This window comes from Nostoc sp. (assembly GCF_036917135.1).
Taxonomy (GTDB): Bacteria; Cyanobacteriota; Cyanobacteriia; order Cyanobacteriales; family Nostocaceae; genus Nostoc.
In genome coordinates this window covers 49047-67288 of record NZ_JBALEA010000049.1, presented here as the reverse complement: position 1 = coordinate 67288, position 18242 = coordinate 49047, and the positions used below count along the sequence as shown (strand labels likewise).

The following is an 18242-nucleotide window of genomic DNA, read 5'->3' as shown; positions in this document are numbered from 1 at the left end:
CTAACTTAAGATTCAATCAGAATAACCTAGACTATAAGACATAGGTTAGCTTTGTTTTTTTGGCAAAGCCAACCGCAATTTTAAGACGAGTAAACAATAACTGACAAAGAGCGGGATGGCAAATTACTGGGCGATCGCGATTGGCATCAATCAATATCAGTTATTTCAACCTTTAAGTTGTGCCCAAGCAGATGCTGAGGCACTAGAAGATTTTTTGGTGACAGAGGCAGGTTTTGTCCCCAAGCACTGTCTAGTCATGACAGATACTTCGCCGCCCATTGGGGATAAGTCAACTTACCCAACGAAAGAGAATATTTTGCTGCTACTTGAGGATTTCGCCGCGACAAGTTGGCAACCGGAAGACTATCTGTGGTTATTCTTTAGCGGCTATGGAGTCAACTACAAGGGCAAAGATTACTTAATGCCAGCAGAGGGCAACCCCGAACTCGTGGAAGAGACTGGCATAGAATTGCGATCGCTAATGCAAAGTTTGCAACTTGCTGACCTAAATGTATTGCTACTACTCGATATCAACCGTGCTTTTGGCACTCAAGCGGATGCTCCTGTTGGTGAAGAAACAATAGAACTAGCCCAAGAACTACAACTTGCGACAATTCTTTCTTGCCAACCAGAGCAATTTTCCCATGAAAGTAGCGAACTAGGTCACGGATTCTTTACAGCAGCTTTGTTAGAAGCTTTGCGTTCAGGTAATGGTAGCAACTTATCAGATTTAGAAAGCTACCTAAGCCTGATCATGCCAAAATTATGTCACCACCACTGGCGTCCTGTCCAAAACCCTGCCATTATCATCCCATCAAGGCAGCAAGTAATTTTGCCAGAATTGGCAATGGAAGGTGACTTTCAAGCAGAACCGGTGATTTATCCCGAAGAATCCTTTGCTGTTGCCCTTGCAGCTCCTCCCCTGGACGATTATTCTAAAACTTCAGCAGATCGGGGCAAAGCTTACAAGGTGGAGAAGTCTAAGGGTCAAAAAGTCCAGGAGTCTTCTGCTGGTTTAGTTTCCCAGCCTATGCCGGAAACTTCCTTGGGAGTGAACACCAGTGCGAGGTTTATCCCCAATTCCTCTAAAGGTTACGTCTCTCGATTGCCAGCAAATCAACCAAGCATCCCTTTATGGAAACAGTTTATTTTGTGGGGCGGAGGCAGCTTGCTGGTAGCAGGTTTAATCGCCGTAGTTTTTCTCCGTAATCAAGAAACTTTTAGAATTAAGCAAATATCAAGCACATCGCCCAATGCTACTGTTAGCGATCGCCAGACTATCAATAATTTACCAAGCGATCCCACTCCACCAGTTAGAGTTAACAACCAATCGAGCGCCCAAATAGTCTCTAATTCCGAGTCAAAAAAGCGGAATCAAGCAGTATTAGACCTGGCGAAAATGTCGCTCAGACAAACTCAGGCGAGCGATTTGAGCATGGCGATCGCTACAGCCGGTAAAATTAAACCTGGTGAACCACTGTATGAACAAGCTCAGGAGAATATTAAGATTTGGAGCCAGATGATTTTAGATTTAGCAGAGGGTCGTGCTAAACAAAGACAGTATGCTAGCGCTATTGCTGCGGCTCGATTAATCACCAAAGATGAAGCCTCATCCGCCAAAGCACAAGCAGCAATTAACCTGTGGCGGCTAGAGAGCAAGCAGTATGTGAGTAACAAAACTCTTTTAGATGCAGCAAATGCCTTGATTAAATCTGAACAGGCATCTACCTACAATCGGGCGATTGAAGTTGCCAAGAAAGTACCAGCAGGTCAACCAGGCTTTGATGCTGCCCAAAAATCGATTAATAAATGGAGTGAGAAAATATTAGACCTGGCAAAGCGTCGCGCCGCCGAAGGAGAACGTAATGCCGCAATTGCGAGCGCGGCTTTAGTGCCAGAGGGAACAGGCGCTTACGAAGATGCTCAGGATGCCATCCAAAAATGGCAAAAGAAATAGTAAAAAAATAATAAAAAATGGTTAGGAGTTAGGAATTAGGAGTTATATTATTGATCCCCGACCTTTTACTCCTGACTCCTAACTTTTTCCTCAGCGTTCATATCTCAGTATTAGCAGTACTGCGATACATCTTCGCCACAGTCGTCGGCTAGATAGCACAACGCTCGGAAACGTAAACCAACCACTTCTTCATATAAGGGGTTGAGCTTGCACATCGGCGGAATGTGAAACAAGGTCTTCCCAAATAATTTGACATCGCGCTCAAAGGGGCACTGAGATGGAATAAATTTGCACAAACGGTGAGCTAGTTGGCGATCGCGGACTTGAATGTTTTCTACTCGCTGCCGTAAGGGTTGGAGAATATCCCAGCCAGGCTTGGAAGGAGAATAGTTAAGCTGGGTTGCTTTATGGTCAGTAGTCTCTGTTTGATTGATTGATACCCAGCTTGCCAGAAAAATCTTTTTGGTGGTATTGTCGAATACCTTCATGGTTAACCCTCTGTGTTATTGAGGCTATTCACCTTTGTGATGAATATATACAACGTGGCAACGAACTTTCCCGGAAAAATCGCGTTCTGACTGCGATATAAGGTAATACCTGATTAGCCACTTAAGTCAGAACCTAATTTATTACTACGTCAAGTTAATCGCATATTTCTGGGGATCGGTAGTGTAATATTACGATCTTGTTCATAACTTGACACAGTTTAAATTTTAGTAAAGACATCCGTCATTGGATAGGTTTTAGTGTAACATTTACACAACTTAATATAAGGTCTTTCTGAAAGTATTTTTGCTAAGTATAAACATCAGTAATATCCTAGAAGGCATTTTTCCTTTCCGTGTTCCCACTTCCCCACGTAAGTATGTCCTGTTCATCGCTGGCTAAATGCCGTAGAAGCACTGATTTTTGAGCGATTAGCATCGATTGCATTTCACAAAACTTAGGGTGGTGTCTTGACCACTTAGAGCGATGGAGAGATTTGTATCTTTCAGCAGCCGAGAAAAATGAGGAGATATTGGTTGGAGTTGCTTGAAGCGATCGCCTCCTAGAACTATAGGCAAATACAAACCCCTCGGTTTCTTTACACATGATAAGAGACTGTAACGCTTCTGGGTTAAGTCCAATACAGACCTAACCCCCAGCCCCTTCCCTACGAGCGTTGGGGAGTAACATTCAAAGCCTCTCTCCTTTTAGGAGAGAGGTCAGAGTCTATTGCATATAAACAAGAAGCGCAAAGACGTTCAGAAAAACTCTGCGTCTTTGCGCTTCTTTGTTAAATTGTTATCTTGCCCTACGATGCTACCTGAGCAGCAGTCCGAGTCCGACGTCTTCTGCCATCAGCAACTTTTACAGGTGGCTCATCAGGAATTTGCATCAACAAAGTCACAGATGGCTGACATTGCAATTCCCGACGGATGGAACGTTGTAATTCTCGTTCTAAAGTACCTTGCAATCCACCCCAGTCTACATCTGCTGCTTCACCGCCAGGAGCAAATTCTGACCAGCGCACAGTGAGGATTTCTTCAATGCGTTGTTTTACCCAAGTTTGTAACAGCGATCGCTCTACACTTGTAACTACACCGCGTAGGTGAATTTCTGGTTTTGCCAACAGTTTACCATTCCAATCAATGGCAGCTGCGATCGTAATGATGCCTTCTGAAGCCATGCGTTGCCGTTCTTGCAGCACTTTGGCACTTACCATACCCGAACTAGTCGTATCCACCAATTCGATACCAGATGGCACTTTACCAGCGACGCGAATAGCATCTTCAGTCAGTTCGACAACATCACCATTCTGGATAATAATCATGTTTTCTCTAGGAATGCCCATACTCTGAGCCGTTTCTGCGTGCTTCACTAGCATCCGATGTTCACCGTGAAATGGCACAAAGAATTTGGGTCGAGTTAAGGCAATCATCAGCTTTTGTTCTTCCTGACAGCCGTGACCAGAAACGTGAATTCCTTTATCCCGACCGTAGACTACTTTGGCTCCCTGAATCATCAACTTATCGATGGTGTTGACTACAGCAATGGTATTTCCGGGAATTGGGTTAGCAGAGAATACTACCGTATCTCCTTCGCGGATTTTAATGTGAGGATGTTCTTTGTTAGCAATGCGGGTCATTGCTGCCATCATTTCACCCTGAGAACCTGTAGTTAAGACTAAAACTTTTTCGTCAGGGAGATTGCGGACTGCGTGCAATGGTTGCAGCAGATTATCTTCACACTTGATGTAACCTAAATTGCGGGCATGAGCAATCAAATTCAGCATGGAACGCCCTACAACCGTCACTACACGATTCTGCTTCTTGGCGATATCCAAAATCATGTTGATGCGATGGACGCTAGAAGCAAAGGTAGTGACAAATAATCGCCCAGTGGCTTGACTAAATACTCTCTCAAGATTGGGATAAACTGAACGTTCTGAAGGTGTAAATCCTGGTATCTCGGCGTTAGTAGAATCACTTAGCAAACAAAGAACGCCTTTTTCACCATGTTCTGCTAACCGTTGCAAATCAAACTTTTCACCATCCACTGGGGTATGGTCAATTTTAAAATCCCCTGTGTGAATAACTACACCAAGGGGAGTATGAATGGCAACGGTGAAACTATCAGCGATGGAGTGAGTATTACGGATATATTCAACTAAAAAGTTTTTGCCAATCCGCACTACATCACGTGGTAAAACTGTTCTAATTTCGGTGCGATCGCGGACTCCTGCTTCTTCTAATTTACCCTCTAGCATTGCCATTGCTAGTCTCGGCCCATAAATCACCGGGATATCAAATTGCTTGAGATGAAAAGCAATCCCGCCGATATGGTCTTCATGACCGTGAGTAACGATCATCCCTTTAATTTTGTGGCGATTTTCCCGCAGATAGGTAGTATCTGGTAAAACAATATTTACTCCATGCATCGCCTCTGTGGGAAAAGCCAATCCTGCATCTAACAGGATAATTTCATCGTCATACTCAAAAAGACAGGTATTTTTCCCAATTTCATGCAAACCGCCCAAAGGAATAATTTTCAAGGCGGAATTGTTAGCTTCGTTTTTAGCCATTTTCTCCTGAGATTGTTACTTGTGGTTAATTAAGTTGATAGTTAACGAACTTGTATTTAAGACAACATCATCTGTCTCTTAAGTTAGTCTGAAAGCAATCAAGTTTTAATTGAAGATTTCAATTTTTTATTCAATAAAATCGACTGTACATTCAAGGATTCATAGTATGTCTATCAGTCCTAGCACAGGTTTTTAAATTGCAACTTATGAACAATTATGATCATTGTTTATATGTATCTTTAATAAGAAGCAGATTATCAGCCCTTAACTAGTTAGTGGCTAGATCAAACTAAGTTCTTTCAGAACCGCTTCTAACTTTTGACTGACTTCTAAATCAGCTTCACATAGCGGCGGACGAGTTGAACCAACCTCCCAACCTTGAAGTTTCAGTGCTTTTTTCACTGGAATGGGATTTGAAGTGAGAAATAGAGCTTTAAACAACGGGAAGAGTTGCAGATTAATGTCGCTGGCTACCTCAATTTTACCGGCACTAAAAGCTTGAATCATCTGCTGTAGTTGGTTTCCTACCAGATGAGAAGCCACACTTACCACACCCTTTGCCCCGATCGCTAACAAGGGCAAAGTCATGTAATCATCACCAGAATAGATGTGGAATTCTTTTGGTGTCAAGCGACGAATTTCGCTTGCCTGATCTATACTACCAGTGGATTCTTTAATCCCGACAATATTGCTAACCTCAGCTAACCGGGCAACTGTTTCTGGCTGAAGATTTTGTCCGGTACGACCTGGGACATTATATAACAACAACGGTAAGTCGGGACAGGCTTGTGCTATCGCCTTAAAGTGCGCTTCCAATCCCGCTTGTGGCGGTTTGTTGTAATAAGGAACAACTTGTAAGGAACCATGTACTCCTATCTTAGACGCTTTTTCGGTGGCTGCGATCGCTTCTTTGGTGGAATTTGATCCACAACCCGCGATTACCTTGGCTTTTCCGGCTACAGACTGCAATACCTCGACAAACAACTGGTATTCCTCATCCCAACTTAGCGTTGGCGATTCTCCTGTTGTGCCACACATTACCAATGTATCTGTACCGTTGTTAGCTAGATGTGCCGCCAGTTCTGCCGCTACATCATAGTTGACACTACCATCTGCTTTAAATGGCGTAATCATCGCGGTTAAAACATTGCCAAAATCTCCCACCCTTTTTTCACTCCTGATTACCCATGTTTTTATATCTTGGTGGTTCTCTATTGTAATAACCTATTTGCAAACTGCTTTCAACAGTGATTTGCACATTTGCTCTTTTCCATTAGTCCTTTATTTTAACTAATGACTAGCTTGAAACGTAAGCTTTAGAAGGTTTTAGTAGATTTTTCTCTACCAACAACTCGGCTATCTGTACTGCATTTAATGCTGCGCCTTTGCGGATTTGGTCGCCACATAACCATAATTCCAACCCACAGGGATGAGAAATATCCTGACGAATTCTACCCACTAAAACTTCATCTTTACCTGTTGCTTCAATTGGCATCGGGAAATGATTAGTTTCCCAATCTTCGACCAATTTCACTCCAGGGGAGGAATTTAAAATTTTTCTGGCTTCCTCTGCACTAAAGGGAGTCTCAAATTCTAAATTAATGGCTTCTGAGTGGGCGCGGAGTACGGGAACCCGTATACAGGTCGCAGTGATTCTGATTTGCTGCGTGCCAAATATTTTTCGGGTTTCGTTGACCATTTTCATTTCTTCCTCACAATAACCCAAATCGTTTAATGGGGAGTTATGGGGGAATAAATTAAATGCCAATGGGTAAGGCAATATTTCGGCAACCGGCGGCTGTCCTTGTAGTATAGCGCTTGTTTGGGTTTTGACTTCTGCCATTGCCCTAGCACCCGCACCACTAGCAGATTGGTAGGTTGCAGCGACAATCCGTTGTACTGGTTTAACTTTATGCAATGGCCAGACTGCCACAGCCATTAAAATCGTTGTGCAGTTGGGGTTAGCAATAATGCCTTGGTGATTTGCTGCGGCTTGGGGATTCACCTCTGGCACTACTAAGGGAACTTCCGGGTTCATCCGAAAGGCACTGGAATTGTCAATTACCACTGCGCCCTTTTCGACGGCAATTGCTGCCCAAGTTTTGGATGTGGAACCACCTGCACTAGCCAGTACTATATCGACATTTTCAAAGGCGCGATCGCTAACTGGCTCTATTGGTATATTTTCCCCTTTAAACCGTAGCGATCGCCCGACACTCCGCTCCGATGCCAATAACTTCAAGTCAGCAATCGGGAAATTACGACTTTCTAACAATTCCAGCAACTCTGTGCCAACTGCACCAGTTGCTCCCAAAATAGCTAAACGATAGGATTTCGACAAACTTGCTTCCTCCTTTAAGACACTTATCTGCAATTTCTTGGAACAATTAATAATTTATATAGTTAAGTAGCGATCGCAGTTGTGAAGTAGATTTTGAATAGCTTTAGATTTTTCTCTAATTTACTCTGTTTTTATATATTTAATGCATTTATTCACTTGGTTCTTTAATAAGTTAAGTGATGTTGCATTTTACAATAATGGACATCTATTTATTTAATCGATTTTAACTATGTATTATTATACAACAAATTGGCATTTAGCAGAAAAATGAAGATATCTGCACTTAGACGTTTAACAGGCATCTCACCTATAAAGCAAGAAGCGTCTTGGCTACAAAGTTGTTTACCAAGATGATCAATATACTAAGATCGAAATCCACAAAACCACCAAAATATAGAACCTAGTGACGCGGTTAGGTAAAAAATACGCTCCTGTACCATAACTTAATAATAGCTAGACTCAATACTATAACTTTAACTTGGGGGTACTAACCACTCGTTGAGAACCAGGATATCACGGCATTAGCCCAGTGAATAATTAATTCCTAAGAGTGAGAGGGGAGTGGGGAGTGAAGGAATAATGAGGGAGCAGGGGAAGATGCCCAATGCCCAATACTTCTCTACGAGAGGCTGCGCCAACGGCTTCTCTACGAGACGCTGTTCGCGTTCGCTCAGTACAAGTGCCCAATGCCCAATGCCCCATTAGCCAAATTGTTATGAAGGTAAAATGTCAACTCCTTGGTAATTGGCAGTAAACTGGATCTTTGCCCCAGGACAAGCATCCATCCAAGGATGTCATCAGACCTTTTGGCAAACTCCCATTTCCCCTAAGAGACATCAAGCCATAAACGCAAACAATTATTTTATTGCGTCTTGTGTGTACTCGGAGTATAAAATACCAGAAAACTAGAGACGAAGCATGAAAGTCACCCAGGAAAAACTTCCCGCCAGCCAAATTGGCCTGGAAATAGAGATTACGCCGGAAATTACCAAGCAAACTTACGAACAGGTCATTAAAAACTTAGCAAGTACTGCCAATATTCCTGGGTTTCGTAAAGGCAAGGTGCCTCGCCCGATATTACTACAACGGCTGGGTACAACTCGAATCAAGGCAGCAGCGCTGGAAGAACTAATTCAAGATGGCATTGAGAAAGCAGTCAAACAAGAATCTATCCCAGCAATCGGTCAGCCGCAACTGCGCTCCTCTTTTGAGGATTTGATTAAGAATTATGAACCGGGAAAACCTCTGACGATTTCGGCTGCTGTCGATGTAGAACCAGAAGTGAATTTAGTGCAGTACACTGATTTGCAAGCTAAGGCTGAAGAAGTCAAGTTTGATCCAGAGCGAGTAGAAAACACTCTGGATAAAGAACGACAAGAATTGGCGACATTGATTCCGGTGGAAGGACGTGCAGCCCAAATCGGCGATATTGCCGTAGTCGATTTTAAAGGTTCATTCGCCAGAGTTGAGGGCGAGGACGAAACAGCCGAACTAGAACCGATTCCGGGAGCCGAAGCAACTGATTTTCAAGTTGAGTTGCAGGAAGATAAGTTTATTCCCGGCTTTATTTCGGGAATAGTGGGGATGAATCCTGAAGAAACCAAAGAAATTGCGGCACAGTTCCCAGATCCTTATGCTAATGAAGAATTAGCTGGAAAAGCGGCAACTTTCACCGTGACGCTCAAAGAAATCAAAGAAAAGGAACTACCAGAAATAAATGATGATTTCGCCCAGGAAATCAGCGATTTTGAAACCTTAGAGGAGTTACGCGCTTCTTTGGTAGAGCGATATCAAAAAGAGGCGGACGACAAAACAAAAACAAATAAGCAAGAAGCCTTGTTAACGGAACTACTCAAGCATGTAGAAGTTGACTTACCAGCAACCTTGATTGAGCAAGAAGTGGACGCAATGCTAACTCAAACAGCAATGCGGCTGTCTCAGCAAGGATTGGATGTGAGAAAGTTGTTTACTCAAGATATTATTCCGCAATTGCGGGAGCGATCGCGTACTGAAGCCATTGAACGCATCACCCGCTCCTTATCCTTGCGGGAAATCGGCAAACGCGAATCTATCGAGGTAACACCAGAAGAAATCGCAGCCAGAGTCACAGAACTTTTGCAAGAGTACCCAGAGGAACAAGACGTTGATGAAGATAAACTGCGGTCAATCGTGGAAAACGAACTGTTAACCGAAAAAATCATCGATTGGCTCTTAGAACACTCATCAGTTGAACTTGTACCGGAAGGTTCCTTGAGTACCGCAGAGGAAACGGAAGACGCAGAAGTTGATGTTGATGCTGATGCACCTCAAACTGAGGAAGGAAACAGCGAAACTTCTACAGAAGTTACAGAAGGATAATAAAAAATCCCACAGCCATGAATTCACCAGTTCTGAGTTAAAGTACTGGTGAAATGGGTAAGGTAAGGGAGAGCAGGGAGCAGGGAGCAAGGGGATAAATAACCAATCCCTAATACCCAATGCCCAATACCCAATACTTCGACTCCTTTCGACTTCTCTACGAGACGCTACGCGAACGCTCAAGGCAAGTCGCTCAGTACAAGTGCCCAATGCCCAATGCCCAATGACAAATAATTAAAGAATTAATGAATTTTCGGCAAATAGTGACACACGTTATCGCCTGAGCTTGATACTGTGTTACACGAGAGGAAATTATATGAGGCATAATGGTTAATACGTAGCTTATACAAATTCCATTCCTTGAAAAGGCAGCATCCGTTGCTGAAACATTTGTCCTAAATTATCGTCAAATAAAGCTTGTATGCTTGAATCGCAGTCGGGAAATTCCCCAATCAGCAACTTAAGTCGAATAAACATTAACTCCCAGTTGAGCAGCCCTAGCAACATCGTGCCGATGGTGATAGAACAATCTGGTATGGGAGAAAGGGCTTTCGACATCTACTCCCGCCTGCTGCGAGAGCGGATTATCTTTTTAGGAACGCCAATAGATGATGCCGTAGCCAACTCAATTGTGGCTCAGTTGTTATTCCTAGACGCCGAAGACTCAGAAAAAGACATCCAACTGTATGTTAATTCTCCTGGTGGCTCGGTCTACGCAGGGATGGCAATCTATGATACAATACAGCAAATTCGCCCTGATGTTGTTACCATCTGTTTTGGATTAGCCGCGAGCATGGGGGCATTTTTGTTGACAGCAGGGGCTGCCGGTAAGCGAATGTCTCTGCCCGACTCCCGGATTATGATTCACCAACCACTTGGTGGCGCTCAAGGTCAAGCCATCGACATTGAAATTCAAGCCAGAGAAATTCTTTATGTTAAGGCTAAGTTGAATCAGTTAATGGCTCACCATACTGGTCAACCCTTAGAAAGACTTGAAGCTGATACTGAGCGTGACTTTTTTATGTCGGCTGAAGAGGCAAAAAACTACGGTTTGATTGATCAGGTAATTTCCAGGCAAAATCTTCCCGTAGCAGGGGAAAACGTCACCATTCTGAAATAAGAGGCTGGTATGGTTAAGTACGACTCCCATTTAAAATGTTCATTTTGTGGCAAGTCTCAAGAGCAGGTGCGTAAGTTAATCGCGGGGCCGGGAGTCTACATCTGCGATGAATGCGTTGACTTGTGTAATGAAATACTAGACGAGGAGTTACTCGATACCAGTGGTGCGGCAGCACAACCAGCACCGAGAGCAGAACCACCTGAAAAACGGCGTACCCACTCTGCTAGTATTTCGTTTAATCAAATACCCAAGCCAAGAGAGATTAAAAAATATCTAGACGAACACGTTATTGGTCAAGACGAAGCGAAGAAAGTGCTGTCAGTCGCTGTTTACAATCACTACAAGCGGCTGGCGGTGATTCAGTCTAAAGCCAGTGGCAAGCCTGGGGCGGACGATGCCATAGAACTGCAAAAGTCCAACATTTTATTAATTGGCCCGACTGGTTGCGGCAAAACTCTCTTAGCCCAAACCCTAGCGAAAATCCTGGATGTGCCCTTTGCCGTCGCCGATGCGACAACGCTGACGGAAGCGGGGTATGTGGGAGAAGATGTGGAAAATATCTTGCTGCGACTGTTGCAGGTGGCAGATTTGGATATAGAGGAAGCGCAACGGGGAATTATTTACATTGACGAAATTGACAAAATTGCTCGTAAGAGCGAGAACACGTCAATTACCCGCGATGTTTCTGGCGAAGGCGTGCAGCAAGCCTTGCTGAAAATGTTAGAGGGAACGATCGCTAATGTACCACCTCAAGGAGGGCGGAAGCATCCCTATCAAGACTGCATCCAAATTGATACAAGTAATATTTTGTTCGTCTGTGGTGGTGCCTTCGTAGGCTTAGACAAGATTGTAGATCAGAGAGTTGGCAAAAAAGCAATAGGCTTTGTGCAACCGGGAGAAGGTCAATCGAAGGAGAAACGAGCAGCAGACACTCTCCGTCATCTAGAACCGGATGATTTAGTAAAATTTGGCCTGATTCCCGAATTTATTGGGCGGATGCCAATGGTAGCAGTAGTAGATCCGCTAGATGAAGAAGCGCTAATGGCGATTCTGACTCAACCACGTAGCGCCCTAGTGAAGCAGTACCAAAAGCTGCTGAAGATGGATAATGTCCAGTTAGATTTTAAAGCAGATGCTTTGCGAGCGATCGCTCAGGAAGCTTACCGCCGTAAAACTGGTGCGAGAGCATTACGTGGTATTGTCGAAGAATTGATGTTGGATGTAATGTATGAGTTACCATCCCGTAAGGATGTGACACGCTGTACAGTTACAAGGGAAATGGTCGAGAAGCGATCGACTGCTGAACTGATAATACATCCATCTTCACTACCGAAGCCAGAATCAGCATAATAGTCATTGGTCATTAGTCATTGGTCAAAAACTAAGGAATAATAACCATATACCAGGGACTAATGACAACTGACAAAGGACAAAGGACAAATGCCTTATATTAATGTTCGTGGCGTTGAGCATTACTACGAATGGGTGAAGAAATCATCTGGTTCTTTGGTAAAACCAGTGATGGTCTTCATGCACGGTTGGGCTGGTTCGGCTAGATATTGGCAAAATACTGCTGATGCTTTATCAGAGCAATTTGATTGTTTACTCTACGATTTGCGGGGATTTGGTCGTTCACGTGGGAAGCCAACCATCGCCCAAGCAAGTGAAGCTGTTGCTGAATCTGAGTCCTCACAGGAAGAATTAGAGGCAATCACAGAGTTAACCTATGAGTTAGAGGAATACGCTGATGATTTGGCAGCTTTGCTAGATGGGTTACATATTCAGCGTGTTTATATCCATGCTCACTCAATGGGTGCTTCTGTTGCCACTTTATTTTTTAACCGCTATCCCCAACGAGTTGAACGAGGAATTTTAACTTGTAGCGGCATTTTTGAGTACGACGAAAAATCTTTTAGTGCCTTTCATAAATTTGGTGGCTATGTAGTGAAATTCCGTCCCAAATGGTTAAGCAAAATCCCATTTGTTGACCGGATGTTTATGGCCAGATTTTTATATAGTTCCATACCACATTCTGAGCGTCAAGCTTTTTTACAAGATTTTCTCGAAGCAGATTATGATGCAGCTTTAGGGACAATTTTTACTTCAGTCAGTAAGGCTCAAGCTGAATTGATGCCGTTTGAGTTTGCCAAGCTGACAGTGCCGACTCTACTCGTAGCGGGGGAGTATGACAAGATTATTCCAGCCGAGATGGGTCGTCAAGCAGCATCATTGAGTGACAAAGTGGAATTTGTGATGATTCCTAACACAGCGCATTTCCCGATGTTGGAAGATGTACCAACTTATCTGCAACGGGTACAAGAGTTTTTGCAAATTTCCATACCAGAACCCCAAGGGAGTTAACTTATTTTTTGGGTGTTGCTCATTAAAAATATGAATTAGCCTCACGCAAAGAATTGTTTTTTAGTCATATCGAAAAATGTCATTGCAGCTTTGAAAAGGTCGAGGTGAAATGCTAGTTACAGTATTTATCTCCAGGGACAATTCTCTCAAGATAAACAAACGGCACTCTTACCTAAGCTTGTTTGAGGATTATCGGTGAGACAAAAGAATTCTAATGCATCTCCACCTCCATTCACACCAAAGTCATCTATAGAAGCATCAAGTACAGTTGCTAATCGTCGAACATAGTAAAATGTATTACCAACTAACCTGTAGCCGATAACACCCAGAGTCAGTCCATCTGCAACACAATCGGGTGTTTGTATTTTAGGTGGGGAGAATTGAGCTTGAGCAACGAATTGCGTTCAAAAAAAGCCAAAAAAGAGCGTTAGAACTATTACAAAACTAGTAATCCATAAACCAGTTGTTCTTTATAATCTTGAGCAACTTTGCCTGGTACGTTTTAAGCACGCTTTGTGCTTAAAACAAGGACTAAAGTCCTTACTACAAACTTATTTACCATTTTTAGATTAACTTAAACCCAGTTCTCGTTTTAGCAAGTTAATCGAGTTAGTGCCGATATAATTTTCAACCTTAATCAGCTTTGGTGGACGAATAATATCTTCATCGGCTGCTTGTACGGCTGCTTGCACTGCCGCAAAACTGGCTTGATCGCTGATGATTACCTCAGCTCGTTTAACCATTGCCTGAAGTTTATAGGCATCTTTTGGTTGTGAAGTCATTACCAGTAGTTCATCCCCCCGCAAGCCGTGGAGGATGACTTCTGCAGCTCGTGCAATCCCCGAACTGAGGCTAACTATCCCAACACAGTTTTCTTTTGGTAGGGTTTTCAAGAGACTGAGTTCTTTGCTGTAGTCGTAGATATCTAAAGGAATTACCCGTGCAGCTTTGGGAGCTGCGATCGCTTCCACATTACTGATAAAATACCGACTGGTGACTACTGTGGCAGAGGTAGTTTTATCCAGCACAGCTGTTAATTCTTCCATTGCTACCAACTGGACTGGGATTTTTAGCGATCGTTCTAATTCATACACCATCAACTCCCCAGCACCCATGTCATAAGATGGAACTGCAACCAGTACCCGCGCACTACAACGCAAGCGCCAGTCAATTTCTGCTAAAAATAGCTCTCTGGCTTGATTCAGTGAACATCCTTGGGTGAGCAGATCGTCAAGTGCTTTTTGGACAACTTGATATGTATCAGGATTTTGTTTGAGAATTGGTGATTGCAACCTGCTACCGCCCTCATGACCTTGGGGACGAACATAAATTCCCGAACCAGCCATACTTTCAACAAATCCGTCTTCTTCCAGTTGACGGTAAACTTTGCTAATGGTATTACGGTGTAATCCCGTTTGCATTGCCAGCGCCCGTGTGCTTGGCAATTTGTAAGCAGGGGGATATTGTCGGGAAGCGATCGCAAACCGGATTTGATTAAACAGCTGGGTTGATGCGGGAATTTCGCTGTCTGGCTGAATACGGAATTGAATCATCAGCAAACCTCCTGAATACTGAGCGGGGAGTGGGGACTTGTACTGAGCGAAGCCGAAGTAGTTGGAAGTGGGGAGTATTAAGTGTTGCTTGCCTACTCAGCACTATTTTGGTGTCGAGATGCATTTGCTACATATTGAATATGTTATTTACATATAAAGTTGTTCTGATACAAGTTTTTAATGCGCTCATTATTGGTAATTGATAATTTAATTGGAAAAACCTGGACATACTGGCATAGTTATATCAAATAAACACACCGTTAATCACACAGCACTGGTAAAAATTATTATGACAGAGCAAGCAATAATTACCACGACGGTTAATCTTTTGAAAGATAATATTCAAGTGTCTGCTTATGTAGCCCAGCCAAAAGAATCTGGCTCTTACCCAGGAATTGTAGTATTGCAAGAGATTTTTGGTATCAACGTTCACATTCGGGAGGTTACAGAACGGATTGCCAAACTTGGGTATGTAGCGATCGCACCGGCACTTTTTCAACGGATTGCTCCTGGCTTTGAAACCGGATACACACCCGAAGATATTGAAACGGGCAGAAACTACGCCATGCAAACTCAAGCCTCAGAGTTATTGAGCGATGTTCAATTAGCAATTGACTACCTCAAAAATCTGCCTCAAGTGAAAAAAGATGGTTTTGGCTGTATTGGCTTCTGCTTTGGTGGTCACGTTGCATATCTTGCAGCCACCTTACCAGACATTAAAGCTACGGCTTCCTTCTATGGTGCTGGAGTTACTACCCGCACACCGGGAGGTGGCGCTCCTACTGTCACCCGTACCAGAGAAATAACAGGTACTCTCTATGCCTTCTTTGGTATAGAAGATGCTAGCATCCCAAGGGAACAACTAGATGAGATTGAAGCAGAGTTAGAAAAATATAAAATTCCTCATCGTGTGTTTCGCTACGATGGAGCTGATCACGGATTTTTCTGTGACCATCGTGGCAGTTATAATCCTAAAGCTGCGGCTGATGCTTGGGAGCAAGTGAAACAACTCTTTAGTAAACTGAACTGAAGCACACACAGCCAAGTTTGCCATTGGTCATTGGTCATTAGTCATTAGTCATTAGTGAGTAATAAATGACTAATGACTAATAACAATCTAAACTTCAGTTGCACCAGATCAAATAACAATTAATCTTCAAAAGTCATGAATTCCGAATCGAAACTTTCTCAAACAGCCAATTCGTCCTTTACAATGGATGATTTTGCCAAAGCATTAGAAAAACACGACTACCAGTTTCAAAAGGGACAGGTTGTACATGGCAAAGTGTTCCAACTTGACCATGATGGAGCTTATGTTGATATTGGTGGCAAGTCGTCAGCTTTTCTACCGCGCGATGAGGCTTCTTTGAGAGCAGTTACCGATTTATCGGAAGTGCTGCCATTGCAAGAGGAAATGAAGTTTTTGATTATTCGAGATCAGGATGCAGAAGGACAAGTCACCCTTTCTCGAAAGCAGTTGGAAATTCAGCATATCTGGGAACGACTGGCCGAAATGCAGGAAAACGCTCAGACTGTGCAAGTACGAGTTATGGGTGTAAACAAAGGTGGTGTCACCGTCGATATTCTTTCTTTGCGGGGATTTATCCCGCGATCGCACCTGTCCGAGCGTGATAATTTAGAAGCACTCAAAGGTCAAAATCTGACTGTGGGTTTTTTGGAAATTAATCGCAACACCAATAAACTCATCCTTTCTCAGCGTTTAGCAACTCGTTCTAGCAACTTCAGCTTATTAGAACTAGGTCAACTAGTAGAAGGTAAAGTTACTGGCATCAAACCTTTTGGTGTATTTGTTGATTTAAGTGGAATGAGCGCCTTACTTCATATCAAGCAGGTAAGCCAGAAATTCATTGATTCTTTAGAAAAAGTATTTCAAGTTGGTCAGCCAATTAAAGCTGTAATTATTGACTTGGATGAAGGTAAAGGGCGGGTTGCTCTTTCTACCAGAGTTTTGGAAAACTTTCCTGGTGAAATGCTAGAAAACTTCGATGAAGTCATGGCTTCGGCTGAGGCGCGTGCCAATAGAGCTAATAATAAAGCTGCTGAATAGTTTTGAGGTGGGCTGTTTGGACAAAGGGTTTAAATCACCGTCTGAAACAATTTTGAATTGTTAATACTCCCCCCTGCATCTACAAAGATATAGGGGGTTTTAAATTGGTAAAACAAGAATTTCAGTCAGCTTTAGATGACTTTCGCTATGAGCCGCAGAATTTATTCTGAGGCGGACGTGTGGGCAATGCCAATATTCTGCAATGATGCAAATATCTGAGTTTAGGATCTTACATTTGAAGCCATCACCCGCCATAGGTTAGAAACCTACGGCTAATAGCGAAAGTCCTCTTCAGAGGACTAAAGAAGAATTTATCAGCCTTTAGTGCCAGGTATTGGATCTATGAAAAATTCATTAACTCGTAGAAAACAACCCTGTTATCAATATTTATTAAAATCTATAAGTCTCCTCACATCCACTTATAGCGGTTCTCATTCAGATGAGGTACAAAATTATATAGCAAGATGTAGGGGCACGGCACTGCCGTGCCCTTACGGGTGTACGTCACTAGATCGGGAAACGCTATATCTATACCAGAAATATAGGAATCCTACTTGAATCTTGCTCAGTATACTGAGCGAGAAAGCTTTGTATCTCAAGCTTCTAAGCAGCTTAGTTGTTCAAAAATCAAATAGGAGTCCTATACTTGCCAAGGCATTATACTTACGGCTCTAAATCCTTCTTCAACGATTCTAACTCAGCCCAATACTGCGTAGGTTTTCCCTAAAAAATAACTCAAATGTATGTTGGGTTGAGGAACAAAACCCAACATTTTCTTTCTCTTTGTTGGGTTTCACGGCCTTCAACCCAACCGACAAATCTTCTTAACGTAATTACTTAAGTTACTAGTTAATGCATCGAAAAAATGGATCAAGTCGAATTTAATAACCAAAAAGGCATTTGACTTACTCAAACCCCAGTTTGCTTACTCAAAAGCTGTGTTTGCTTTCTCATTTCGGTGTTTTCCGCAAGTAAAAGGAGCTTTTACTTTCTCAAACCCCAGTTTGCTTTCTCATTTTGGTGTTTTCCGCAAGCAAAAGGAGCTTTTACTTTCTCAAACCCCAGTTTACTTTCTCATTTTGGTGTTTTCCGCAAGCAAAAGGAGCTTTTACTTACTAATTTTCGTGTTTTCCGCAAGCAATTAAGCATATTGCTTTTTCAACATGCTTAATTGCTAACTCATTCCAGTAATTCACCCACTTGTGACAACTATCCCTTTGAGATTACTTTTCTCTATCTTTATCTAATGCTTCCTGGATTGCACGACGGCAAAATTCTGGAGGATCATCCTTGCTGGATAGTTCTTCCTTCATAGTTTTTGTAACACGTAAGTTAAGACGCTCACTTAAAGGTTCTTCCCTCTCTGATTTAAATGGTTTTAAATTTTCTGAATGACCTTTAGGGTTAGGCATTTATTTAG

Annotated in this window: 16 protein-coding genes; 8 read left to right on the top strand and 8 right to left on the bottom strand. The window is 42.8% G+C overall.

The window, feature by feature from the left end:
- Nucleotides 1-115 precede the first annotated feature (115 nt).
- Nucleotides 116-1957, top strand: a complete 1842-nt coding sequence (locus V7K50_RS14820; protein ID WP_334961187.1) for a caspase family protein — start codon at nucleotides 116-118, stop codon at nucleotides 1955-1957.
- A gap of 110 nt (nucleotides 1958-2067) precedes the next feature.
- Here the strand turns inward: V7K50_RS14820 and V7K50_RS14815 are convergent, their stop codons facing one another.
- The 5 genes from V7K50_RS14815 to V7K50_RS14795 all read right to left on the bottom strand — a co-directional run bounded on the left by V7K50_RS14815 (nucleotide 2068) and on the right by V7K50_RS14795 (nucleotide 7362).
- Nucleotides 2068-2445 (bottom strand): Mo-dependent nitrogenase C-terminal domain-containing protein, encoded by a 378-nt coding sequence (locus V7K50_RS14815; RefSeq protein ID WP_334961185.1) that lies wholly within the window; start codon nucleotides 2443-2445, stop codon nucleotides 2068-2070.
- 429 nt (nucleotides 2446-2874) lie between these two features.
- A complete protein-coding gene (locus tag V7K50_RS14810) occupies nucleotides 2875-3021 on the bottom strand; it encodes a hypothetical protein (RefSeq protein ID WP_334961183.1) in 147 nt (48 codons plus the stop codon).
- A gap of 230 nt (nucleotides 3022-3251) precedes the next feature.
- Complete coding sequence (locus V7K50_RS14805) at nucleotides 3252-5021, bottom strand: ribonuclease J (RefSeq protein WP_334961181.1); 1770 nt, start codon at nucleotides 5019-5021, stop codon at nucleotides 3252-3254.
- A gap of 279 nt (nucleotides 5022-5300) precedes the next feature.
- Nucleotides 5301-6185 (bottom strand): 4-hydroxy-tetrahydrodipicolinate synthase, encoded by an 885-nt coding sequence (gene dapA, locus V7K50_RS14800; RefSeq protein WP_334961179.1) that lies wholly within the window; start codon nucleotides 6183-6185, stop codon nucleotides 5301-5303.
- Between the two features lie 133 nt (nucleotides 6186-6318).
- The gene (locus V7K50_RS14795) at nucleotides 6319-7362 is read right to left on the bottom strand and encodes an aspartate-semialdehyde dehydrogenase (RefSeq protein WP_334961177.1); all 1044 of its coding nucleotides are present in this window, start codon (nucleotides 7360-7362) and stop codon (nucleotides 6319-6321) included.
- A gap of 604 nt (nucleotides 7363-7966) precedes the next feature.
- Here V7K50_RS14795 and V7K50_RS14790 point away from each other — a divergent pair.
- Nucleotides 7967-8116 carry a hypothetical protein gene (locus V7K50_RS14790; RefSeq protein ID WP_334961175.1) on the top strand — a complete coding sequence of 50 codons (150 nt, stop codon included), beginning with the start codon at nucleotides 7967-7969 and terminating at the stop codon, nucleotides 8114-8116.
- Nucleotides 8117-8280: 164 nt separating this feature from the next.
- On the top strand, nucleotides 8281-9720 hold the full coding sequence (gene tig / locus V7K50_RS14785; protein ID WP_334961173.1) for a trigger factor: 1440 nt from the start codon (nucleotides 8281-8283) through the stop codon (nucleotides 9718-9720).
- Nucleotides 9721-10062: 342 nt separating this feature from the next.
- On the opposite strand, the gene V7K50_RS14780 is transcribed toward tig, so the two are convergent.
- Nucleotides 10063-10278, bottom strand: a complete 216-nt coding sequence (locus V7K50_RS14780; RefSeq protein WP_334961208.1) for a hypothetical protein — start codon at nucleotides 10276-10278, stop codon at nucleotides 10063-10065.
- On the opposite strand from V7K50_RS14780, the gene clpP reads away from it, so the two are divergent.
- The 3 genes from clpP to V7K50_RS14765 all read left to right on the top strand — a co-directional run bounded on the left by clpP (nucleotide 10208) and on the right by V7K50_RS14765 (nucleotide 13201).
- Nucleotides 10208-10840: an ATP-dependent Clp endopeptidase proteolytic subunit ClpP gene (clpP, locus tag V7K50_RS14775; protein ID WP_334764975.1), complete on the top strand. Its 633-nt coding sequence runs from the start codon at nucleotides 10208-10210 to the stop codon at nucleotides 10838-10840. The genes V7K50_RS14780 and clpP overlap by 71 nt on opposite strands.
- Before the next feature lie 9 nt (nucleotides 10841-10849).
- Nucleotides 10850-12190 (top strand): ATP-dependent protease ATP-binding subunit ClpX, encoded by a 1341-nt coding sequence (clpX, locus tag V7K50_RS14770; protein WP_292849512.1) that lies wholly within the window; start codon nucleotides 10850-10852, stop codon nucleotides 12188-12190.
- Nucleotides 12191-12280: 90 nt separating this feature from the next.
- A complete protein-coding gene (locus V7K50_RS14765; RefSeq protein WP_334961171.1) occupies nucleotides 12281-13201 on the top strand; it encodes an alpha/beta fold hydrolase in 921 nt (306 codons plus the stop codon).
- A gap of 569 nt (nucleotides 13202-13770) precedes the next feature.
- Here V7K50_RS14765 and V7K50_RS14760 read toward each other — a convergent pair.
- Entirely contained in the window at nucleotides 13771-14754 is a 984-nt protein-coding gene (locus tag V7K50_RS14760) for a GntR family transcriptional regulator (RefSeq protein WP_334804642.1), read from the bottom strand.
- Nucleotides 14755-15043: 289 nt separating this feature from the next.
- Between V7K50_RS14760 and V7K50_RS14755 the strand changes: the two genes are divergently transcribed.
- The gene (locus V7K50_RS14755) at nucleotides 15044-15784 is read left to right on the top strand and encodes a dienelactone hydrolase family protein (protein ID WP_334961169.1); all 741 of its coding nucleotides are present in this window, start codon (nucleotides 15044-15046) and stop codon (nucleotides 15782-15784) included.
- A gap of 135 nt (nucleotides 15785-15919) precedes the next feature.
- Nucleotides 15920-16822, top strand: a complete 903-nt coding sequence (locus V7K50_RS14750; RefSeq protein ID WP_334961167.1) for a S1 RNA-binding domain-containing protein — start codon at nucleotides 15920-15922, stop codon at nucleotides 16820-16822.
- Between the two features lie 1223 nt (nucleotides 16823-18045).
- Here V7K50_RS14750 and V7K50_RS14745 read toward each other — a convergent pair.
- Nucleotides 18046-18234 carry a hypothetical protein gene (locus tag V7K50_RS14745; protein WP_292775243.1) on the bottom strand — a complete coding sequence of 63 codons (189 nt, stop codon included), beginning with the start codon at nucleotides 18232-18234 and terminating at the stop codon, nucleotides 18046-18048.
- Between the last annotated feature and the right edge of the window lie 8 nt (nucleotides 18235-18242).